Source organism: Vibrio penaeicida (assembly GCF_019977755.1).
In the GTDB taxonomy this organism is placed as follows: Bacteria; Pseudomonadota; Gammaproteobacteria; order Enterobacterales; family Vibrionaceae; genus Vibrio; species Vibrio penaeicida.
The window spans coordinates 2,281,296-2,304,019 of the sequence record NZ_AP025145.1; the positions used below are offsets into that span (position 1 = coordinate 2,281,296).

A 22,724-nucleotide genomic window follows, 5' to 3' on the forward strand; every position below is an offset into this window, starting at 1 on the left:
AGACCGCAATGAAAATCATCATTTTACATGGCTTATATATGCACGGTTTGGTCATGCAGCCGCTGAGCCAACGCCTTAGAAAACTCGGGTATGAAACCCAAGTTATCAGCTATAACTCCGTTTCTATCGATGAAGATAAATTATTCCACTCAATTGATTCAGCACTAGATCGAACACAAAAAAATGTGCTGGTCGGGCACAGCCTTGGTGGTGTGGTGATTAAAAACTACTTAGCCTCTCGCTCTCCTTCGCCTTCGCTTGTTTCCCATGTCGTTGCCGTTGGCTCGCCACTTAAAGGGGCATCTATTATTTGCAAAATTCAAGAGTTAGGTCTGGGCGCTATGTTGGGTAACGCCCCCGAATTTGGATTGAAAAAGCACGACGATGTATGGGGCTACCCACAAAAATTGGGCAGTATTGCCGGAACAATCCCCCTTGGCATGCGACCTTTATTGTTAATGGATAACGATACGTTATCTGATGGCACCGTGACGGTAGAAGAAACACAAATTGAAGGCATGACCGATCATTTACAAACCAAATCTAGCCACACCAGCATGATTTACAACCACTACCTTCCAAATCAGATCGATCACTTTATCCAGCAAGACCAATTCCGTCATACTCATTAGGGGGGAATCCCCCTTTGATGCGAGAGAACTTTTGTAACGAGTCCCCCAAGAGCATACTTATTAACAAAGTCACTCCTCTGCATTTCGTTTTCACCTTATATGCAAACACAACGTGATAAACAATAGTCGTCGATAAGCTGTACCAAAGACCATGTCGGAATTTAACTGCGTATCACCCAATCTGTAATTCGATTTTATGGTGAGCCTAACCATGTAGAAGAAAAGAGACACGAAAAAATTAAAGCATAACATACTAATTAAATGGAAATTTACCGTCCGTCGTTTAGCTCGCAAATTTATAAAGCGCATCTAATAATAAGAAATAAGATGCATTAACATTGGGAGCTCAACACAAAAGGACTTCAAAAATGAAAAAACTCGCTCTCCTCATCTCTTCATCTCTCTTACTAACAGCTTGTGGTGGAGGCGGCAGTGGTGATGGTGTATCAACAACGTCCAGTAATGGCAAAACAAAAATCACCGCAGAAAGCATAAACAATATGTCTACTGGCATTAGCAATATTGATTTTGATACTGCTCTTAACGTGGCCAATAGTTTTCGTAGCAACGGAAGCCAGGGAATTTCTCCCGCAGCGAATCAATTGGATAAAACTACAGCGTGTTTCAATGGTTCGGGAGATGTTGTTTTAACAACTAGCGGTAATGAAGATACCAACAATGGTAGCCTATCAATCAATAGCTGTAGCTTATCGTATGATCTAAATATCAAGGTTAACGGCAAGCTTAACTATTCTAAGGTAGGGAGCGCGTACACCCTCAGTGGATTCTTTAGTATTACAGATGAAAATAAAGCCGAGGAATTACTGTCTTTCAAAAATATTGACTTCAAGTATACCGATCCAATCTTAGCGTTTAGTTCTACTATATCAGCAGGTGGTGAGACTCATGGAGTTACCATTAAGAATTCCAATAATAGCGATACTGCAATTTCTACAACGAGCATAAAGGTTGAAGGGGCAGCAGGAACATGGTTCCAAATCGATCAAACTACAAATACTCAATCAGACACGTTAACCAGTTGCAAACTTACTCAAAGTTCAAATCTTAGCTTTGCAGAAAGCGACGTGTGTAACTAATTCTAACGGCTGATTTGTTTGGAAATATAACGCCAGACCTAATCAACAAATAACTTTGCTCGCTAAGTTTACCTCGAGTACAAAGGAAAATGAGTAAAGGGGATTTACATTGTAAATCCCCTTTTTCTAATCACATTACTAATCATTCTACTTTGAAGTACTTCGTACTCTTTTGCTTCATCGCGATCAACGGTGCGACCAAGCACACCGCACCGCACCCCAGAAGAACTGCCGTATTTCCAAACCACCCTGTAAGGGGAGCAATGGCTAACAGCCCTAATGGCGCGAAACCATAAGAACACAGGAAATCAATGGAAGAGATACGGGCTAGCTTGTCTTTGGGGATTTCTTTTTGCAAAGAAGAGAACCAAATAACATTAAAGATTTCTATACCGACACCTGCAACAAAATAAGCCACAACGGGCAAAAGCACAGAGTGATCAAATAAAAGGCTCAACGGCACAACACCGTAAACAGCGAGACCAATCAAAGCCCACCAGCCTTGAGGGTGAAACGTAAAACGCCCAAGAAGAACAGCACCCGTCAGCCCGCCCAATGCGTAAGCGGTCATGGAATAAGTGAGAAGGCTAGAATCGCCAAAATTCGCTTTTGAAATCGTTGGAAGGAGAACGCTGGTGGCGGAATACCCAGCCGCAATCACAATGGTTAGCGCTACCAAACTTACTATAAACCAAGGATGACGCTTCGCCTCTTCTAGCGCTTCTCGCATATCAAACCACATTGAAGAAACATGCAGCGAATCGGATTCTCTATGCCTTTTTTGTTCTGCAACCCAAGGGGGAACAAAGGCACTGACTAGCCAGCCAAAGATAAGAAGGGCAAATCCACTGTGAAGTCCTTGCCAGATAGCCAGCGCGGTTACAGCAGCCGGTCCGGCTAATGTCACCACACGAATGGATAAACTCATTGCTGCATTGGCGGGTTGCAATTGTTCGGGTTCAATAACTTTGGGAACCAGTGCTTGAAAAGCGGGGCGGCATGCACCTTGCCCAAAGCCCGAAAGCATCGCGCCTGCAATCAAAAGGCTGATACTTGAACCGTGCTTTGTATCGATAGGTAAAGAAAGCAGAGTAAGCACGATACCAACGGCAGCAATGAGGCTGGCGATGAGCACAACACCTCGGCACGAATACCTGTCAGCAAAAATGCCTCCAAGCAATACTCCCACCAAAAAACCACCTGTTCGAAATGCCAACGCAATTCCCAGCTGCGCAGTCGTCAGCATATCTTGGGTCATGGCGTAGCCAAGCAAAAATGGGAGCCCCCATGTCGCAAATCCTGATGTTGTGCTGCCGAGCCAAAGCCTGACAAATGCCCCGTTTCTCACTATCGTTAACACGTGTTCTCCAAATCTTTTCTTTTACCTAAGTAAAATCGATACGCCTTGATAGAAGCGTTAACTGGGTTATTTAGCAATCATTGTTACACTATTACATGATGGTGATATGGAATGCCCCGATATCGAGTAGGTACGCAGCGTCAGGCATTAAATTAGGTAAGGCAGCTTTGTTCGGTATTTTTCGAAGTAAACAAACAAAAAGCCGCACTTAGGCGGCTCACTTGATGTTGATATTCAACGTTTAAGAATCACTTAATCGCCAAGCCTTTTCCGTTCAAATAACCTTTAATGTGAGGTCGAGATTCTCCTGAAAGTTTACCCGTAATTTGCTCCGACCACGTCACGCTTTTATTATTACCGCTTCGGCTTGAGTAGTAATCCAACATGGTTTGGTCGTACTCACCCACTTTGTTTTTATCTAATGGCTGATACGTGTTTTCATGAAAAATCACATCTGGGCTTAACCGAGGTTTCACTTCAGGATTTTGGTCGGGGTGTCCTAAACACATTCCAAATAAAACCGCAGTATGAGGTGGTAACTCCAGCAGTTCATCCACTTCTTGAGCACAGTTTCTTAATCCGCCAATGTATACACCACCCAGACCCATAGATTCCGCAGCTAACATGCAATTTTGAGCCATAATTCCGGCATCTACAGCGCCTATTAGAGTCAGTTCGGTAAACTCTGGTTTAACGTTCTCGTTCAATTCAACATGGCGTTGGAAATCAATACAAAACACCAGGAATTCCGGCGCCGAACCGACATATTTTTGGCCACCAGAAAACGTCACCAAAGCCTCACGCTTTACAGGATCAGTTACGCGAATAATGGAGTTTACCTGCAGTAAACTGGAAGAAGACGCCGCAATACCTGCACGAATGATGGTATCAAGCTGTTCTTTGGTCACGGCTTCTTGAGTAAATGCACGAATTGAACGGTGAGAAAGAATGGTGTCGATAGTCGAGTTCATAAGCGTTCCATATTGAGGGATCTAAACGTGATTAACATTCGCAAAAATCTTTTATAGATAAATCCCCAAACGTTGTCGAATACCGCGATCGCAAACCCAGTAATTTCAACCGAGATTACTGGTCAACCGCACCACTTTCCAGCTCTCTCTCGTCCGACTCTTGAATAATACGCTCTATCTCCAAGGTTTCCTCTTCATCTGCACCATCCAACAACGCCTCATAAATCAAAGCATTGATTCTGGCTTTTCGCAGTAAGAAAAAATCGTGTAATGAGTGGGCTATTTCGAGCCTTCGCTGCGGATATTGATTGATTAACTCGCTTAAAAGCTCTCCTGATTGCTTGGGATAGGCCATCGTAATATTGATAGCGACATCGTTGGCATTAAGCGACGACCCTTCCAACGCCGTACGGAACAACACCCCCGGGTCTGTCGGGTTTTGACCCAGTGCCGCGATCAGCAATTTAAGCTCTGGGTCGGCAATGTCGGTGTATTTGAAATCCAACATAGGATCTAACTCTGCGGTTCCCGTAGGAATCGGCTGAACATTCACTTGATACTGGCTGACAGCTTCGAGCGTATCGGTACGCACAAAAACTTTGCGGTACATTAAGAAACCAAAGACAAATAAGTGAACCACGATGAGGTAGTAATAAAGCCAAACAATGGAAAACTCATTCATCAGATAGCCTGCAACGATGGGGCCCGTTACCCCGCCAATCCCAACCAGTATTTGCATGGTGCTTGTTGCAGGCATCGCCTCTTTAGGCTGAATGTGATCAAATACCTGAGTTACCGCGAGTGGGAACAACGCTACTCCAGAGCCGCCCGAAATCCAAAACAGAACAGCGAGCATTTCAATCGGCATTGGGATGTAGTTCTCTAGAATGATCAAAGAATTACTGATGACTCCCATGAACATAAGCCCTGAAGCGACGACTCGTTTGTCGTATCGGTCGGCGAGCCAGCCAGTTGGAAACTGAGTCAACAACCCACCCATTTGGTAAGAGCCCAAAATCAACGATAACCAGATCCCAGAAATACCCTTTCCATACGCATATAAAGAAATCAAAGACACACTCGCGGCATTAATCAAACCAGCACAAAAACAAGAAAGCGTGCCCGAAGGTGAATAGTTCCACATTTTTTTAATGGTAAGCGGCGCGCTTTTTTCCGGTAATTCAGGCATGGGTAATCGGCTCATCGACATAATGATGAGGGCAATGCACAGAAACACCGAAATAATCCCAAAGACTCGTGGATCCTGAGCGCCTGAAAATGCGATCAAAAAAGGAGCCGTACCGAAACCAATCGCAAAGCAGATTTGATAAGTGCCATATACCTTGCCACGGTTACTTCTATCACTCAGTACATTCAGCCAGCTCTCTAAGGTAATAAAACTGGTAACATAGCAAACACCTGACACCATTCTTAGCGCCGAAGTAACATAAATATCATTGGAATAACTATGCACGACTGAAACAATCGCCAGCATGGCTGCCATAGAGGCAAAGGCTCGGATATGCCCAACTCGCAGAACGACCTTTGAGCCAAATAAGCCCGCGCAAATTGCTCCTGCAGCGAACATACTCATCGCTAAACCGATTTCAGAAGAATCAAATCCACCGTCTTTTAGGCGAATCGGCAACATGACATAAAAAAGGTTATGGCTGATCGCAAACGCAAAAATAGCGAACAGAATCGGTCTTATACGAATGAATATACTGTTTCTCATAGGCACTTTGGACTTTTTAGGCAATCAATCGACGGCAAGGGTTGCTGATTAAAATATCAACTACAACATAGCACAGGTTAAAATTTATCCAGATATTTAGGAAGAAAAAGTATCGAACAATCAGAAGAAGTTGTGGGTGTTCTCAAGTTCGAGAGCTGAATTTGCAAGGTAAAAATTGAAGATCGCATTCGACCGTAAATAACGTTAAGGTGAGCCAAACTTAAAACCAATATGGAATATCAAGATGCTTAGCTACGTTGAAGTTGAACCAACAACAAAAGCCACTGCCAGTGTGATTTGGCTGCACGGTCTTGGCTCAAATGGACACGACTTTGAAGCCATCCTCCCTGAATTAAAACTGCCAGCCGATGCCCCGGTTAGGTTTATTTTTCCACACTCGCCTTCCATTCCTGTTACCGTCAATGGTGGAATGGTGATGCCAGCGTGGTACGACATCATTGAAATGGGTGCGGGAAGGAAGTTGAATTCTCAACAGCTCATCGATTCTGCCCATCAAGTCGTTGAATTAATTAAGCAAGAACAAGAACGTGGCATCGCTTCAAACCGCATTATACTTGCCGGCTTTTCTCAAGGTGGCGCGGTGGCATACCATGCAGCACTAAGCTTTGACCAACCACTAGCGGGCCTGTTAGCACTATCCACTTATTTCCCGACATCCGACTCCATTGAATACTCAGAAGCCAGCAAATCTTTACCTGTAGAGATCATGCATGGCACCTTCGACCCTGTTGTATTTCCAGCGATGGGCGAAGAGGCGAAAACCGATTTAGAAGACGCAGGGTACAAGCCAAATTGGCGTACTTACCCAATGGAACATCAAGTTTGTATGCCCCAAATTAAAGACATCTCAGAGTGGTTGCACCGCATACTCGAACTTTAAAATCGGCTCTTTAGCCTCTTTATTCTACGTGTGGGGAATCCGCTCTCCGCACGACTTACCTAACGGAATGTCGCCGCTCCGCTACACCGTTACCACCAAAGAATGCCAACCCCACCATAGAATTAATAAATTACTTAGCCTTTAATAATTTCTTCATTGAACCTCAATATTTCGCTCCTTAAGTTAGATCAAGTTATCCATCGATAACATATTGATAAATAAGTAACTAAAAGGAATTGGCTATGTATAGAAAAATTGCTTTTTTGGCTTGTATAGTATGCTCTGGCTACACGTTTGCTCAAACTGATTCAGCGACGCATTACGCAGTGCAATATGAAGGAAGAAGTGTAAAGGACTACGCAACGGGTACAGTTCAAATTAACTTCCCGGGCAGTGCGCTGAAAACGAAATTCACGGGCACTCAGCTCGCAATCAATTTAAAAGGCAAAGGCGATCATTTTGATGTACTGGTCGATGGTGTCTTATCGCACAAACTTGTTACGAATATTGGCAACGAAACCCAAAAATTTGAGCTGTTCAAAAGTGTAGAGAAAAGCACGGTTGTCATCGAAGTGGTTAAACGAACAGAAAACTACGATGCCATGATTGAAATCGTATCGCTCGATCACGATGGCTTCCTAGAAGGAGTGTGGGAAAACCAACCGCATGTCCTGTTTATCGGGGATTCAATCAGTGCTGGGTTTGCCAGCGAATCAAACAAACGTGACTGTACATGGGACGAAGTGTATAACACATCCAACGCCCGTCTAGCCTTCCCACATCAAACAGGCGATCAACTGGATGCCAGTATCACTCAAGTTTCGCTTTCTGGTTTAGGGTTAATTCGAAACTGGGACGGTAACCAATCTTTTCATGATGTAACCTATTACGCTGATAAATCCGGCGCTGTGTTTGGTAACGTGCAGCAATTTGAAGATAAACACCCAGACTTAATTGTTATCGAAGTTGGCACCAATGATTTCAGCACCGATCCAAAGCCTCATGAACCATGGGCGAACATTGATGAAGTGAAAACAGCTTGGGTCGAGCGCATGGTGGAATTCACTGAGGAACTAAAATATCGCTACGACGATACCAATATTGTTTACATGCCTCGTCCAGCCTACCCATACGACTACATCATTCCAGCAACAAACGAAGCGATTAGCGTATTAAACAGCAAAGGGGTAACTGGTCTGTATAGCCATACCTTTGTGTCGCCATTAGAAGGCTGCATTTGGCACCCAACAGAAGCCGAACACAAAGACATCGCGACGAAGCTCACCACCTTCATCAAGCAAAATGGTCTGCTTTAATGAACTTTCGAAACTAGAATGTTGATAGAAAAATAGCTAAACATCAAATGGGGCAACTAGCCCCATTTTTATGCCCACCTTTTAGGCGTATTATCCTAGTCGTCTTTACGGACAATAGAAACGTTGGGGTGTTCAGACAGTATCAGTTCTTTATCTTTTAAATAGTGAGAGAAGAAGCCACTCATGCTTGTTTGAACGATGTCGTGTATATCGTTCGCCCCTATCCCTGAAGGTAACCCGACGCTCCATCGGCTTTGATCGGTAAAGTCACGATGACTCGTGCCTGCGACGGACACCAAATAGGTATCGGATTGGTTTGCTTCATAGCCTTCGCTTAAATTGTGATCGGCTGCTTGCAGGAGCATCAAGGGTTTATTCATTGGAGATTCGGCGACGCCTCCCAGAATAATGCCGTCCATATTGGCCGCTGCGACACATGCGGTAATCGCTTTGCAGCTGTTCATCGCTGCACTGCCACCTAAGCTGTAGCCCAAAGCCCCTATTTTTGAGGTATCCAGTTGATATTGAAAACGCCATTGGTTCCATAAAAGCCATTGGTACGTGGTGAAAACATCCTGAGTAATTTGCGGCGCGACAACACCATTAAAATACGCTTTACCTTTATCTGTATTCACGTCGTGCGATCCTTCAGGTATATACCCTTTCACCGTGCTGCCATCATTAAAAACCGATATGCCAGAGGCAAACGTATGGTTGATTGCTACAACGGCAAACCCTTGACTCGCGAGATCTTCAAGTAACTCGACATTGTCCTTCTCAAGTAGCATTGATCCATGAGAGTAAAAAAGTATTGGCCAACCTTGGTCTATTTCAGCAAGATCGGCATTTTTGACCGACCACGACAGCATCTTATTTAAATCATGTTGTTGTGGATGAACGGGTGCATTGGGAGGGCGAAAACTAGATAAGTACTCGACTTGGTATCCACCATCATCAAAGTATTTTTCATACTGCTCGGATTCTGTATCACTTGGGTAATACACTTTAATATGGAGCTTACGCATCTCACCTGAAATCGGGTTTAGTGTATCTTCACGGTAATCGATTAAATCGAATTCTTGAGTCCCCACTCGATAAATACCGCTCGGTGAAGGGTAAACATGGTCGACTACCCGTTTGATATCTTCGACAGGTGATACCGTCTCATCATCACATCCTGTAAGCAGCGGCAGTGCAATAAAGAAAGGTAAGAAAATTGCAGTGTTAACGTTCATAAAGGCTCTCCTTGATTGAGAGCCTAATAGTGAGGGAGGCACAATATTCCGTCGTCCGATTGCCTTATTTGGACGTCCGGATTAGTTAATTAAGACGTTCAAGTGCTGATTTATACTGGGTTGGTGTGCATTCTTTGTATTTCTTAAATGCTGAGTTGAATGTTGACTTAGAACTGAACCCAGATTCAAATGCCAAATCTAAAACTGATTTATGGGGCTTTTGCTTAATCAATTCACACACATGAATCACCCTTTTTTGATTCACTAGGTCATAAAACTTGATACCTAATTGCTGGTTCAGAACTTGAGTCAACAAATAGGGTTTTACGCCAAGTTCTTTTGCTAACGACTGCAAATTCAAATCTGATTTTAAGTAAAGTTGTTTACTATCCATCAATAGGGAAACCTGTCTACCTAGCTCAACATCCAATTCACTCTCGTTGCATTCTTCCGTTGGAGCTTGCACTAGTGGCTCGAAATTCAACAGCTCTGGTTTAACCAAAAACAGGTACGTCACCAAAAAGACGAATAGGCTAACAAACAACTGAGGAAGAGGCAGCGCTGTGTTAAATGCAACTTGTAATGGAATGGTTGAAATCGCGACAATCAACCCTGCACATACGCCCCACATCAACCAAAGGTTTTCCCGGCTGAGATTCGCTTGAACGGTCTTTTGCTCTACTTGATAACGCCAAACCATTCGTATAGCAGCGACATTGTAAATAAGATAAACAAGCAATATTAAATACGTGGCAATCCAATGCCTTGTAGTAATCACAACAGAATCTGGGGATAAAGAAAAATCGTAGATAAGTGCACTGATCGCTAACCAAGGAATAAAGTGCACTGCAGCACGTCGTGTAATCTTTTCTTGGGTTAAACAAGCTCGAATGAATAAGAAGAACAGCACCGGATACAATAAAGCCCAACTAGCGTTAAGTCTGCTGTTCAACCATTGTTCATGTTCCGCAATTAACAAGATAAGATCCGCTGAAAATACGGCATGAACCAATGTTAATGACCAGAAAAGCGGCTGGGTTCGAGACCTCGAAAACAAAAACACCAGTAAGATTAAGCTCTGAATAAACCCTGCGAGCAACACGGCTGTGACCATATACAACTCCATTTGTAAAAGGCAGCGAAGAACTGATTTTAGTCTAAGCTATTAACTCGAGTGACCAAGCCAGTTTTCCCCTTTGTGTTCTTCGCCGTACTGGTCTTGAGGATTACGAAGAGCGCAATTTTCTAAAGACAAACAACCGCAGCCAATGCACCCACCCAAGTCATTCTGAAGCGCCTGCAAGCGGCGGATTCTGTCTTCTAACATCGTGTGCCAACGGCTGGCTAGTGTATCCCATTCTTTTTTGTTTGGTGCTTGGTGTTTGGGCAAGTGTGACAAAGCTTGGGCGATTTCTTCTAGCGACAGCCCCACTTGCTGGGCTGCTTTGATAACAGCAATTCTGCGTAGCACACTGCGATGAAAGCGCCTCTGATTTCCAGCGTTCCTCCAACTGGATATCAACCCTTTTTGCTCATAGAAGTGAATAGCCGAGACTTTCACCCCAGCCCGTTTCGCTACTTCGCCAATGCCTATGTCCATATGCCACCTACCAAAAAGATCAAAAAAGACCTTTACCTCAACTTAACTTGAGGTTTTAGAGTAGCACGCAGACCTAAAGAATTCACGGAGGAAAAAGAATGAAAAACAAAACCTTTCCCTACTTAGTTGGCCGCTTTTTTGATGGTATTTCATCTGGGCTTTTTATGATGGCATTACCATGGGTCATTTTATCTCAGCCCAATATGGGTACGTTCGTTGCCATGGTCGCACTCTTATGTACTGCCGTCTCTTTTGTCGCGACACCTTTCTTTTCTACTTTGATTGATCGCCATTCTCGAAAAAAATTATTGGTGATCAATCAAGTTATACAAGCCCTTACCGCCGCAATTGTGGTTGTCGCGTATTCACTCGATGCAGGATCGCATTGGTTGCTCGCCGGGGCTCAGTTGGTTATATGGGTTTCTAGCAACTTAGCGTGGTCAACCAACAATGCCTTCACTCAAGAAAACTACGATTCGCATGAATATGCGTCTATTTCTGGCTACCAAGAAGTGGTCATGCAGGGCACAACTTTGGGTGCAGGTGCGCTGGGTGTGGTTCTGTTAGAAATGTGGAGTATGTGGGAATTCGCTTTGTTTGCTGCAATCTCGTCTGGGATTGCCTCTATCGCTTACCTGCTTACCCCGTATCGCAGAAAGCTAAGAAAAACCCAAGCAGTACCTTTCTTTGCCCAGTTAAAAGAGAGCAAAAGCATATTTGCCAAAGCACCGCGTTTCTATGCCTTCATTCTGTTGTCTTGCTTGTCTTACCCAATACTGACGTTTTTGGGAAAACTTGTCCCTATTTGGTTTTCTGAGGCGGGTATTTCTGGAGAGTGGCTTGCTGGTTACAACATCAGCTTTGGTTTAGGCTCGTTAATTACAGGTTTGTTGGTCAGTAAAATTTTGGCGAAACCGTCCCACCAAAATATTATGAAGTATTCCATGTTTGTGGTTGCCTTTATGTTAGTCGGAATGTCTATCTATCAACACCCAGCCTATTTGATGGCATTTACATTAGGCTTTGGGTTCTTTAATGCGCTTAACCGAATTGCGAGAACCAACTGGATGCACCATAGCGTAAAGGTGTCTGAACGTGGTCGGGTAGACGGTGGGTTAGCGCTGTTTTCAACACTGGCTCAATCACTGAGTTACGTATTAATCGCGTACCTTAGTCACCATGAGATAACTCGTTATGGATTTGTCATTGCTGCAGTCATTGTTATCGCTGCCGCCATACTCATGACATTGTTAAACAAAAGCAGCAACATTAACTTAGAACCGGCAAGTCAGGTGAATTGATATTACAGTATACCCATCACTCAAGCTCCATTAGATCAGAATCCGGCTTTGCGTAGCTCAATCGCGCAAGTCGGGTTCCAATGTGATAGCTGTCTAGCCCCGAAACTGCAACCAGCTCTAGCGAATCTACATCAATTGAACCGTCTGTGTTTAACGCGTCATCTTGAACTCTTATCTCTTGGATCTCACCAATGATCAATTCAGTGTTGTTCACGCTCAACGTCGTGTGTTCTCTTAACGATAAGCCAATTTGGATAGGGCTTTCTTTTACATAGGGGGCGCGTATTTCACTTCCTAGAATAGGAGTAAGCCCAACCTTCTCGAACTCGGATTCTTCTTTTTTGTAACGAGCAGACGTTTGGTGGGCTGATTTGAAAATCGATTGGCATACGGAATTGATAGTGTATTGCTGGCTAACCAGAATATTCTCTAGCGTATGCCTTTCGACACTATGAGGGCGGATAATAAAACCCATTAAAGGTGGATTGGCTCCAAGGTGAAAAACGGAGCTCACGATAGACAGATTGTGTTGACCTTTGTCGTCTGTCGTACCTATCAAGTTAGCGCTCTTATACCCCGATAAAGAGTTAACAAACCGAGCTCGATATCTGTCTTCCATCTCTCTGATGTTCTTTTGCGTGTAACAGCTTTTGTTCATTTCATGTCCTGTAAAAAGCAGTGCCTGCGGGCCTAGTATCTTGGGTTACTTTTGCTCGGCAAGCACTGCATAACACTTGTTTTTTAATTTTTGGGTATTGGTTATTTATGGACTTAATTACTTAGGCAAAATCACAGAATCAATCACATGAATAACGCCGTTACTCGCTTTGACGTCTGCCAGTACAACGTTCGCGTTATCAATCATGACTTTGTCTCCCATTGTCTTGATCGATACATCTTGTCCTTGCACGGTTGACGCGCCTGATAGCTTAACCACATCTGACGCCATCACTTTTCCTGGAACAACGTGGTAGGTGAGAACAGCAACTAGCTTGTCTTTATTTTCTGGTTTTAGAAGCATGTCGACGGTGCCTTCAGGCAATTTTGCAAACGCCGCATCGGTCGGAGCAAATACAGTGAACGGACCATTCCCCTTCAATGTATCCACCAATCCACCCGCTTTTACAGCGGCTACAAGCGTGTTGAATGACCCGTTACTTACAGCAACATCAACGATATCTTTCTTCTCGCCATGATGACCCGCGTTGGTCATGAATGAAAAAGAAGTAAGAGCTACAGCGGCAACAAGCAGAATTTTTTTGAACATAGTTTTGTCCTCAGTTTTTGATCAACGGTTCCAGCAAATAGCTGGTTGCAGTAACTACGGCTGGATTTTCAAATGGGATCACAAGAAATTTTGCGAATATTTGAGAGTGAACCGAAGATAAATTTGTTGCGTACTTAAGCTGTATTGGAGAGTTCTATGGAAGGTGAGTTTCTATGAAAATGACGTTAAACAAAGCCAAAAAATATTTTCATATCGATAAATTGGTGATCCACTCTTTGGACATGTCACTCTATCAAGTCTCTGTTGTGATTGACGGCGAAGAGTGGTTTCTCACCGAGCAAGATGGGCAGTTAGTAAGAGCTTGGTCGTTCATAGAGATTCAAAAGCGTTGCCGAAATATTAACGCCATTGAACGAGTAATGCGCCAAGAAAGCGCTTACGACGAAATGGTTGGAGGACCAGATAAACCCATCAGTAATGCATTGGAAGTGCCGTTAGGCGACAACAAGCTTTACTAAGCCAGTGAGCCATAAGGGAGCGTGTGGCACCCTGTTTTACCTTGGCAAAAAGTCACGATATAACAACCTAGAAAATTGAACTGACAATTTCTAACTCTGTTTTGACAAATCCCCCCATCAGCACGGCAAACTTCTTCGCACTTCTGTTCATCGTACTTTAAAACCAATAAATCAATCAGGAATGGCTATGGAGTTTACTCAACAAGACCGCGAAGCACTTTATCAAATCTGGATGTCGCAAAAAGCCAAAATGCGTATGACTCAAATGGAAATCACGAAACGACTTGGGATAAGCCAAATCGATTTTTCCGAGCTTTTAAGAGGAAGTGCACGGTTAGAGCCGGCTTTTGTTGAACAGTTTTGCAGTCAATTACACGTCGATCCTAAATCGGTTATCCCTTCACTAAAAAACAACAATAACCCCAGCCAGATTATCTATCTGAAAAGTCGCATCACCGTCGATGGAGAGATCAAAAAAACCTACATTGAAGGTAACCAAGTCATTGTTGAGTATGCACATTCTATTGAATAATTAACATCATAACCCCAGTGGTATCACTTAGAAAAAGCGCCAGCGCTTATGTTAAAGATTAGAATTGAAAATGCGTCTTTTAGCCCAAATTTCGCCAGCATTTGTATTCAACTTTTTAACGTATAGAGATTCGTTCCAATTCACCATCACAATTTAGAGTAAAAACACTAACTCAATTTAATAAGGGAGTTAATGCTTATGCTCAGTTATCTATTACCCGTTATAACCAGTTTTAGTGCAATGCAACCATTCACATCACTGCTGGACTTAGACGTAACTGCAATACCCAATTCCGTACTTTCTTCTGCGCCTGTTTCTTTCATTTTTGAGCGAGAAAGACCAACTTATGTACGCTGTTGGTATCGAACCAGTCATGCGGAAGAAGACGTTGGCACCGCTTGGGAGTGGGCAAAAAATGAAAATGGCAGCTATCTTGAACTGGATGGCTATTGGTGGTCTGCGTTTGGTAAACGAAATATGTTCTATACCGACATGCCACAAGAAACCATTCATCAGCATTGTGAACGCACACTCGGAGTGAGTTATAGCAATGCCGATATCATGTTTTATGCCTCCGATAACGACCTTTCCTACAACCACACTATCTGGACCAATGATCATGTGATGCAGCCGAATACCATTAATAAAGTGGTGGTTCTTGGTGATAGCCTATCGGACACTGGTAATATTTTTAACGAATCTGAATGGACATTTCCGAGCCGAGATTCTTGGTATTTGGGGCATTTTTCAAACGGCTTTATTTGGGCTGAATATCTTGCCAAATCTCAGAAATTACCAATGTACAACTGGTCGGTTGGTGGGGCTGCGGGATCGGATCAGTACCTACTGATAAAAGGAGTGAAGGCGCAAGTCGACTCATTCCTTACCTACATGGAAGAAGCCAAAAACTACAAAATCCAGAACACGTTATTCACTCTGGAATTCGGCTTGAACGACTTTATGAATTACGGGCGTGAAGTCTCGGAAGTAAAATCAGATTTTGATTCAGCGATGAATAAGCTCGCCGCTTCAGGGGCAAAGAACATTTTACTGCTGACTCTACCTGATGCGACAAAAGCGCCACAATTTCAATACAGCACTCAAGAAAACATCAATACGATCCGCAAGAAAATTCTTGAATTCAACGGTTTCATTGAAGAGCGGGCGGCTTATTATCAAACCCAAGGGGTTAACATTACGTTGTTTGATGGCTACCAATTGTTTGAAGATGTACTCGCCAACCCACAGCAACATGGGTTCGTGAACACAAACGAACCTTGCTTGAACTTAACGCGTAGCTCTGCTGCCGATTACTTGTATGGGCATGATATTACGAACGACTGCGCCGCCATTGGATCGGATAAATACGTTTTTTGGGATGTCACTCACCCAACAACCGCCATTCACAAATATTTAGCGAAAAGAATACTTGAAGAAACAAGTATGAATTTTTGATGCTATTGGAGCGAGGCTACCCTCGCTCCTTAAATTGCTTTTGCAACCAATCCACACAATACCTCACCACGTGCTTGTCTTTGCTGAACGGGGAAACCCTGAGGTAATAGCTGTACCCTTCAAAAGAAGGTAAATCGGTTCTTTGTTTTAGCCATTGCTGCTTTCTTGCGACTTCGCTCAATACATCACTCACTAATGCTACGCCCTGACCTGCAAGTGCCGCCTGTAATACGTATTGCTCCTGATTAAATTTGTGAGTCACTAAGTCTGATTTCACAAAATATTTCTGCCACGGCACATTAGGTATGTAGGATTCGTCCTCCCACTCCGTCACAAACAGGGTTTTGGGCATATTTTTAGCTCGATCATCAAAGTTTGCTGGCACATAACACCCTAATCGCTCAGCCCCAAGAAGTACTTCTCCTTCTTCCATCGTTTCTGGCAAACCATAACGCACCGCAATATCAATGCGGCGCTCATTGCTAAAATCCACCAGCCTGTCACTGGCGCATATTTCCACTTCCAAATCTGAACGCTTGGCATACAGTTCTGGCAGTTTTGGGGCTAACCATAATGCGGCAAATGATGTACAGCACGAAATAGTGACTCGATTTATTGGTGCCTGAATATCTGAGATGGTGTCTTCTAATTGGGTAAACACATTCTTCGTTGTTTGTGCCAATTTCTTCCCTTCTTCCGTCAACGTTACCGCCCGAACCTTGCGTTCGAAAAGCGTCACGTTCAGTTGAGCTTCTAGGCTTCTAATCTGATGAGAAATAGCCGTTGGCGTTACGTTCAGTACGGTCGCGGCATGTTTAAAGCTTCCATACTGGGCAGCTAAGGAAAACGCTCTTAAATGATTCAAAGATGGGATATTCGCCATATCACTCCAACTCTATAAGTAATAATTTCTCATCTATAAGTAGTCTTTTCTCGTTTGTCAAAAACTCTCTGACATTTAAGAATAAGCTTACTTCCTAATTAAGCAGGACATCATCATGGCAACACTTCTTCACATTGATTCAAGCCCGAGACCTTATTCTCCAGACAAGCAAGCACACCAGTCGCTTTCTCGCCAAATAGCGCATCACTTTGTTTCTGAGTTCAATGACCGAAGCCATAATAATCTGATATACCGAGATTTATCAACGAATCCGCCACCATTTATAGATGTAGAATGGATCGCTCAAAGCTTTGCAAAACAAGCGGGGAAAGAGGAACACCCAGCGTTGGAAACATCCAATGAATTGATAGAAGAAGTTGAGCAAGCCGACGTAATTGTTATATCGTCTCCCATGTACAACTACGGTATGCCCGCGGTTCTAAAAGCATGGTTTGATCAAGTCATAAGGGTGAATAAAACTTTCTCATTTGATTTAGAACGAGGTGAGAACCCTATCGAGCCCATATTGTCTGGAAAGACCGTTGTGCTTTGTACCTCCAGCGGTGAATCGGGCTTTGCCGAAGGAGGGCAAAAGCACCATATGAATCATCTAGGGAAGCACATCAAATTATTAAGCCCTTATCTGGGAGCCAGTCAATTCCACGAGATCACCAGCGAGTATCAAGAATTTGGAGATGAACGCCACAGCCTTTCGTTTGAAGGAGCCAAGAAAGAAGCGAAACAGCTTGCGGCTAGAGTTGCCGCTCAAAAATAAAGCGTAAAAAACGGCTAGAAATAAAAAACCCTTCCAATAATGAAAGGGTTTTTGTCTATCCAAGCTACCTAATGGTAAAGGTGCTCAGGTAGGTGACTTAGCGGATCAAGACGGCTTTTTCGCCAACACTTCATCGATATCGGCAGCTGAGTGACGTTCTGGTACTTGCTCCCATTCTTCTCCCCAAGCGCGGTTAACCATTCGACCGCGTTGCACGGCAGGACGTTGAGAAATGTCTTTTGCCCAGCGTACAAGGTTAGGGTAGCTCTCTACATCTAAAAACTCAGCGGCATCATAGAGAACACCAAGCACAAGATTGCCATACCAAGGCCACGTCGCAATATCCGCGATACTGTATTCATCGCCACCTAAGTATTTGTGATTCGCAAGGCGCTTATCCAAGACATCAAGCTGGCGTTTAGCTTCCATAGAAAAACGATTGATTGGGTACTCAAATTTCTCTGGCGCGTAGGCATAGAAATGCCCAAAGCCACCGCCTAAGTATGGTGCCGACCCTTGAAGCCAGAAAAGCCAATTCAACGTTTCTGTGCGAGATTTTGCATCTTTAGGTAATAGCTGCCCAAACTTCTCTGCCAAGTAAAGCAAAATACCGCCCGATTCAAATACATTCACAGGCTCACTGCCAGAGCGATCCACCAGCGCTGGGATTTTCGAGTTAGGGTTAACATCAACGAACCCTGAACCAAACTGGTCTCCATCGCCTATTTTGATTAAATACGCATCGTATTCCGCTTCGGTTACACCAAGTGCCAAAAGTTCTTCCAACATTATGGTGACTTTCTGCCCATTTGGGGTGCCCATGGAGTAAAGCTGTAGCGGGTGCTTACCGACTGGCAGTTCTTGTTCATGTCGCGCACCTGAATCTGGTCTGTTAATGCTTGCCCACTGACCGCCATTTTCATCTTCCATCGTCCAAACTTTTGGTGGTGTATATTCGTTTGCCATCTCAATTCCTTATCTGTGTGAGGAGGGGGATTTATCTGAGCCTGAGATCAGCAGACCCTACAACATACATTAGGTCTTTTTTCTCAGTTAAAACCCCTATCGGATATTTTTATTAGAACGATCGGTTATTTATAACTCATTGTTTAGAATAAAGCTAACTCATTAACTCAACCTTTAAAGTATGCACTTAACCCCGAAAAGCACTTAGCTATTTTGAGCACTGACGAGCAAATAATCTCGATGAAACAAGCACATCCGTAGGTTTGAAGAATTTCCGCATCGAGCCGCTTAATTACGCTGAAAAACGTCAATTACTCCTCAAGACTAGACGCTCCCCTGCAAACACGCTTGGTAAACTTTTATTATTGAAGACGATGCTAGAGATATTAGAACGGATAAGGAGTTTCGCACGACAGTACATGGGCAATAGTTTTGGTAGTGGATGCGAAATCTGAGTAAGTATTCATTTATTTAACTTTTCTTGCATCGTACTCAGTTAAAAGAAACTCCCCCTATTTATTAGTTAACAGGTTTCATGAGGATTTTATGGTTGTCAAAATCAATTTGTACATCAAATTGATGAAAAAAATCGGCACCAAGTAAACCATCCAGCTGGAATCGCGAGTCAATAGGAAACAGTAGCGCCTTGCTGGTAAAAGGATATCCATACGTGGTCAGTGGCTCCTTGAGAAATTGGCAAGGAATGTTTCCTAAGTTGTAGCGGCACGCTTCTAACGATTCCTTCGGATTCACTTTGTTGCGAACAAACACGGTGTTTGATGCCCCAGTATCCAGTACCAATGTGTAGAGCTGATTTTTAGTCTCAACAGCGGCACCAATCCCTTCTTTGTACACACCAAGAGCTGGCCATTGTTTGGATACCAATTGGTCTGAATTTACAATAGACAGCTCTTTGTCTTGAAAGCTGATTTGTACTGTTTTCCCAGAAAACAATCCTAGCCCCATCACAGGTAACTCATCCGTTTCTGTTTTTCCTTCTCCCACAGATACTCCCCACGATTGGAGTGCGACCACTTCGAGGTCTTCAAATTCAATGCATCCTAATTTCAGCGTTTTTAAGCGATAAACAGAATTGCTGAGCTCTTTACCTGCAACATTCATGCTTTTGCGTTTTTCGGGCAACTCCGTTGTTCCCTTTAGGTTAATCATCATTGACTTGGGTAAATGTAACCCCGCGCTTGATCCCGTATCCAAAAGGAAATCTATCTCTTGTTCACCGATCTCCAGCGTCACCACTGGCATACCTTTAGGAGTGAAAGAAATCGGTGTATTGAAAGAATGGCACTCCTCAGAATAAGAAGGTGCGCTGAAAAGAAATAAACACATGAAGATTGGGAAACAGGCAGAAAGACGGTAGATGAAATACATCGGTGAGAGACCTTAAACAAAGCAAACCGGATTCATTGTTGGCGATAAATCCATAAAGTGCGCCATACTAAGCTTTAAGATCCTCTACTCAAACTTACCAACCTAAAGTCTTTGTAAAATGAGACAAGCTTCATACGCAGTCTAAATTATGAAGACCAACAGCCGAAGCTGCTGATCTATTTGAACAAAGCCGCAAAATACTTATGCTTTGGTTAATCAGTTCTGGTGTGCAGGTAAATCTTGTTTTTCATAAGCATCAGCGAATGAATGGTTGCGATCGCGGTGTTTGGCTTCGTCATTACGAATCTGCAAAATCACGTCTCGAAGCATCGCATCGCTAGGTAATTGGTAGTAATCAATAGCGATTTTCGGTGCTGGCACATTCTCGACTTCACCATCATCAATTTTACCCAGATACTCGGTATAACTTTTACACGCTTCTTCCTCAAAATACCCGACCACTCGATGCGCAATCTTAGATGAAAGCAGGTAAATCAAGCTGTAAACGACAATGAATGTGCCCTGACCAAGCAACACTAACGCTCGTTCAACCCGGCTGGGTTTCGCAATATCCAAAAAAATCATCAGGTGCATACGCTCATTTTCAGCTTCATCCAGCAATTCTCGGATCCAGCCTTCGTCGTCTTTCATTCGCCTTAGGGCTTTCATGTGGTTAAACATACCCGCAACCATACCGGGTACCGCGGCGATGGTCTCTAAAATCACGGCTCGCTTCGCGTATTTCTTTCCGTAGAAAAAATTGAGGGTAAATTTTAGGAATTGCGTAATGCGATACGCGACACGTTCAGAAAGTTTGCTCGCAGAGCGATGCGTTAATTTGAAGTCTGACATGAGCTTTACCTCTTTATTTTAAAGATGCATTTAAAATACACCTTTAAAATAAAAGCTTCAATATACTTTAGATCTTTAAACTATTTTTATAATCCCATTTAGGAATAAAGGGACACAAAGAAAGGTCATAGGAATAAAAAAGCCATGGCGAACCATGGCTTTGAATGACATTTAAGCTTAGAAAAACTTAATACACGTCGCGCACGTAGCGTTTCTGCTTTTTAAGCTGGTTAACGTAAGCTTCTGCTTCTTCTTTAGACTTGTTACCGTGAACTTCTATGACTTCGTGCAGCGCTTTATCTACATCTTTTGCCATGTAATAAGCGTCGCCACACACGAAGAAATAACCACCGCGTTCTAGCCACTCATACAAGTCAGCACCACTTTCACGCATTTTATCTTGCACATAGATTTTTTCTGCTTGGTCACGCGAGAATGCCAAATCTAGCTTAGTGAGCACTCCCTTACTTTGAAGAGCTTCTAGCTCTTCTTGATAGATAAAGTCTGTTGAACCGTTTCTATCACCAAAGATCAGCCAGTTGTCGCCTGGAGAAGCTTGAACCTCACGCTCTTCAAGGAAAGCTCGGAAAGGCGCAATACCCGTTCCCGGACCCACCATGATCATTGGCGCTTTGTCGTCTTCAGGCACAGCGAAGTTCTTGTTAGGAGCGAAGTAGCAAGGTACTACATCACCTTCTTCCACTAAGTCTGCTAACCATGTGGAACATGTGCCGTTGTAGTCACGCTCGCCATTTTGGTATCGCACACTACCAATGGTTAGGTGCACTTCGTCTGCGTGCTTGTTCAAGCTCGATGAAATAGAGTAAGCGCGCGGTGCAATAGGCTTAAGCAGCGATAAAATTTCTGCCAGCGATAACGTCACGCTTGGATATTGGCGCAACAAATCAAGAATGTCTTTCCCCCAAAGGAAGTCGTTCAAGCCTTTGCTGTCTTCGTTTCCAATTAAAGCGATCAATTTATGGTCGCTGGCACTTTCAGCCAAGGCTTTAACAAACTCTTTCGACGGAGTTCGAATATCCAAATGCGAGGTAAAGATCTCACGTAAACTGAAGTTGTCGCCATTCCACGACGGCTTTTCATCTCCACTAAACTGGAAATGCTCTAGGAACGCTTGAACCAGTTCAGGCTGGTTTTGAGAGATTACATTTAGGGCGTCACCAGCCTTATAGAACTCACCGCTCCCTTCCAACGAGATTTCGTAATGTACGATTTCTTTGCTGGAACCTTCTTTGTTCAGCACACGCTTGTGTTTCAGCGTTGCTTGCAGTGGTTGTTTACGGCTGTACTTCGACTTAGCCTTTGGGGCGCTGCCCCCTTGAGCAACGGTAGCTTCACCGTCATCACCTTTGTCTGCGATACCCGGCAGAGTGGCAATCATCCACTCTTCAGCAGGTTGTTCAAAATCGATGTCACAATCAACACGAGTCGTAACACGCGTTGCGCCAAGTTCTTCAAGGCGCTCATCCCAAAGTTTACCTGCGAGGCAGAACTCATCGTAACTGGTGTCGCCCAGCGCCAATATTGAGAAGAAGGTGCCATCCAATTTAGGCGCATGTTCATCAGACATGGTTTGCCAGAGTGACTCGGCATTATCGGGCATTTCACCCTCACCATAAGTACTGGTCACAATCAGGATACGAGAAGATTTAACGAAGATTTGTGCATCGACGTCATCCATGTCGTATACCGTGGCCGTCATGCCATATTCTTTGGCTTTTTCTGCCGTATCGTAAGCAACGGCTTCTGCGTTACCAGTTTGAGAACCATATAGAATCGTCAGAGCTTTAACCTGAGGCTTGGATTCCGCGTGTACTACGGACTCTTCTTTAACCAACAGGCGTGAGTGTAATCCAGAAAAGAAGCCCGCCAACCAGGTCTTCTGATCGTCGTTAAACGGAATGTCTTGAGGCAAATAAGGTACTTTCATTTTTCTTCCTACTTTGAAATCGGTGCCTTC

At 43.7% G+C, this 22,724-nt stretch carries 22 protein-coding genes; 9 read left to right on the forward strand and 13 right to left on the reverse strand.

Going from position 1 to position 22,724, the window contains the following annotated elements; translation table 11 throughout:
• The first annotated feature begins 8 nt into the window (after nt 1–8).
• On the forward strand, nt 9–632 hold the full coding sequence (locus LDO37_RS28445; RefSeq protein ID WP_126607671.1) for an esterase/lipase family protein: 624 nt from the start codon (nt 9–11) through the stop codon (nt 630–632).
• 368 nt (nt 633–1,000) lie between these two features.
• Entirely contained in the window at nt 1,001–1,729 is a 729-nt protein-coding gene (locus LDO37_RS28450; RefSeq protein WP_126607670.1) for a hypothetical protein, read from the forward strand.
• A gap of 142 nt (nt 1,730–1,871) precedes the next feature.
• Here LDO37_RS28450 and LDO37_RS28455 read toward each other — a convergent pair whose 3' ends face one another.
• From LDO37_RS28455 to LDO37_RS28465, 3 genes are all read right to left on the reverse strand, one after another.
• Nucleotides 1,872–3,089: an MFS transporter gene (locus tag LDO37_RS28455; RefSeq protein ID WP_126607669.1), complete on the reverse strand. Its 1,218-nt coding sequence runs from the start codon at nt 3,087–3,089 to the stop codon at nt 1,872–1,874.
• 248 nt (nt 3,090–3,337) lie between these two features.
• Complete coding sequence (gene nfsA / locus LDO37_RS28460) at nt 3,338–4,060, reverse strand: oxygen-insensitive NADPH nitroreductase (RefSeq protein ID WP_126607668.1); 723 nt, start codon at nt 4,058–4,060, stop codon at nt 3,338–3,340.
• A gap of 115 nt (nt 4,061–4,175) precedes the next feature.
• Nucleotides 4,176–5,795 carry an MFS transporter gene (locus LDO37_RS28465; protein WP_126607667.1) on the reverse strand — a complete coding sequence of 540 codons (1,620 nt, stop codon included), beginning with the start codon at nt 5,793–5,795 and terminating at the stop codon, nt 4,176–4,178.
• A 244-nt stretch (nt 5,796–6,039) separates the two neighbouring features.
• On the opposite strand from LDO37_RS28465, the gene LDO37_RS28470 reads away from it, so the two are divergent.
• The gene (locus LDO37_RS28470; protein WP_126607666.1) at nt 6,040–6,696 is read left to right on the forward strand and encodes an alpha/beta hydrolase; all 657 of its coding nucleotides are present in this window, start codon (nt 6,040–6,042) and stop codon (nt 6,694–6,696) included.
• A 242-nt stretch (nt 6,697–6,938) separates the two neighbouring features.
• Nucleotides 6,939–8,012, forward strand: coding sequence for an SGNH/GDSL hydrolase family protein (locus LDO37_RS28475; protein WP_126607665.1), 1,074 nt, complete (start codon nt 6,939–6,941; stop codon nt 8,010–8,012).
• Nucleotides 8,013–8,107: 95 nt separating this feature from the next.
• Here LDO37_RS28475 and LDO37_RS28480 read toward each other — a convergent pair whose 3' ends face one another.
• The 3 genes from LDO37_RS28480 to soxR all read right to left on the reverse strand — a co-directional run bounded on the left by LDO37_RS28480 (nt 8,108) and on the right by soxR (nt 10,847).
• A complete protein-coding gene (locus tag LDO37_RS28480) occupies nt 8,108–9,247 on the reverse strand; it encodes an alpha/beta hydrolase (RefSeq protein ID WP_126607664.1) in 1,140 nt (379 codons plus the stop codon).
• A gap of 85 nt (nt 9,248–9,332) precedes the next feature.
• On the reverse strand, nt 9,333–10,361 hold the full coding sequence (locus LDO37_RS28485; protein WP_126607663.1) for an AraC family transcriptional regulator: 1,029 nt from the start codon (nt 10,359–10,361) through the stop codon (nt 9,333–9,335).
• 51 nt (nt 10,362–10,412) lie between these two features.
• Nucleotides 10,413–10,847: a redox-sensitive transcriptional activator SoxR gene (gene soxR / locus LDO37_RS28490; protein ID WP_126607662.1), complete on the reverse strand. Its 435-nt coding sequence runs from the start codon at nt 10,845–10,847 to the stop codon at nt 10,413–10,415.
• A 98-nt stretch (nt 10,848–10,945) separates the two neighbouring features.
• Here soxR and LDO37_RS28495 point away from each other — a divergent pair, with 98 nt between their 5' ends.
• Nucleotides 10,946–12,148 (forward strand): MFS transporter, encoded by a 1,203-nt coding sequence (locus LDO37_RS28495; RefSeq protein ID WP_126607661.1) that lies wholly within the window; start codon nt 10,946–10,948, stop codon nt 12,146–12,148.
• 16 nt (nt 12,149–12,164) lie between these two features.
• Here LDO37_RS28495 and LDO37_RS28500 read toward each other — a convergent pair whose 3' ends face one another.
• Both LDO37_RS28500 and LDO37_RS28505 read right to left on the reverse strand, forming a co-directional pair.
• Nucleotides 12,165–12,806, reverse strand: a complete 642-nt coding sequence (locus LDO37_RS28500) for a flavin reductase family protein (protein ID WP_126607660.1) — start codon at nt 12,804–12,806, stop codon at nt 12,165–12,167.
• 117 nt (nt 12,807–12,923) lie between these two features.
• A complete protein-coding gene (locus LDO37_RS28505; RefSeq protein WP_126607659.1) occupies nt 12,924–13,415 on the reverse strand; it encodes a fasciclin domain-containing protein in 492 nt (163 codons plus the stop codon).
• A gap of 173 nt (nt 13,416–13,588) precedes the next feature.
• On the opposite strand from LDO37_RS28505, the gene LDO37_RS28510 reads away from it, so the two are divergent.
• The 3 genes from LDO37_RS28510 to LDO37_RS28520 all read left to right on the forward strand — a co-directional run bounded on the left by LDO37_RS28510 (nt 13,589) and on the right by LDO37_RS28520 (nt 15,881).
• On the forward strand, nt 13,589–13,894 hold the full coding sequence (locus LDO37_RS28510; RefSeq protein WP_126607658.1) for a DUF6482 family protein: 306 nt from the start codon (nt 13,589–13,591) through the stop codon (nt 13,892–13,894).
• Nucleotides 13,895–14,081: 187 nt separating this feature from the next.
• Nucleotides 14,082–14,426: a sigma-70 family RNA polymerase sigma factor gene (locus tag LDO37_RS28515; protein ID WP_126607657.1), complete on the forward strand. Its 345-nt coding sequence runs from the start codon at nt 14,082–14,084 to the stop codon at nt 14,424–14,426.
• A gap of 198 nt (nt 14,427–14,624) precedes the next feature.
• Nucleotides 14,625–15,881 carry an SGNH/GDSL hydrolase family protein gene (locus LDO37_RS28520; protein WP_126607656.1) on the forward strand — a complete coding sequence of 419 codons (1,257 nt, stop codon included), beginning with the start codon at nt 14,625–14,627 and terminating at the stop codon, nt 15,879–15,881.
• A gap of 16 nt (nt 15,882–15,897) precedes the next feature.
• Here LDO37_RS28520 and LDO37_RS28525 read toward each other — a convergent pair whose 3' ends face one another.
• Entirely contained in the window at nt 15,898–16,764 is an 867-nt protein-coding gene (locus LDO37_RS28525; RefSeq protein ID WP_126607655.1) for a LysR family transcriptional regulator, read from the reverse strand.
• A gap of 115 nt (nt 16,765–16,879) precedes the next feature.
• On the opposite strand from LDO37_RS28525, the gene LDO37_RS28530 reads away from it, so the two are divergent.
• Nucleotides 16,880–17,539 carry an FMN-dependent NADH-azoreductase gene (locus LDO37_RS28530; RefSeq protein WP_126607654.1) on the forward strand — a complete coding sequence of 220 codons (660 nt, stop codon included), beginning with the start codon at nt 16,880–16,882 and terminating at the stop codon, nt 17,537–17,539.
• A 105-nt stretch (nt 17,540–17,644) separates the two neighbouring features.
• Here LDO37_RS28530 and yghU read toward each other — a convergent pair whose 3' ends face one another.
• The 4 genes from yghU to LDO37_RS28550 form a co-directional block, all read right to left on the reverse strand.
• Complete coding sequence (yghU, locus tag LDO37_RS28535) at nt 17,645–18,505, reverse strand: glutathione-dependent disulfide-bond oxidoreductase (protein ID WP_126607653.1); 861 nt, start codon at nt 18,503–18,505, stop codon at nt 17,645–17,647.
• Nucleotides 18,506–19,024: 519 nt separating this feature from the next.
• Nucleotides 19,025–19,894, reverse strand: coding sequence for a retropepsin-like aspartic protease (locus tag LDO37_RS28540; RefSeq protein WP_126607652.1), 870 nt, complete (start codon nt 19,892–19,894; stop codon nt 19,025–19,027).
• 216 nt (nt 19,895–20,110) lie between these two features.
• On the reverse strand, nt 20,111–20,746 hold the full coding sequence (locus LDO37_RS28545; protein WP_126607651.1) for an alternative oxidase: 636 nt from the start codon (nt 20,744–20,746) through the stop codon (nt 20,111–20,113).
• A gap of 187 nt (nt 20,747–20,933) precedes the next feature.
• Entirely contained in the window at nt 20,934–22,694 is a 1,761-nt protein-coding gene (locus tag LDO37_RS28550) for a diflavin oxidoreductase (RefSeq protein ID WP_126607650.1), read from the reverse strand.
• Nucleotides 22,695–22,724: the final 30 nt, after the last annotated feature.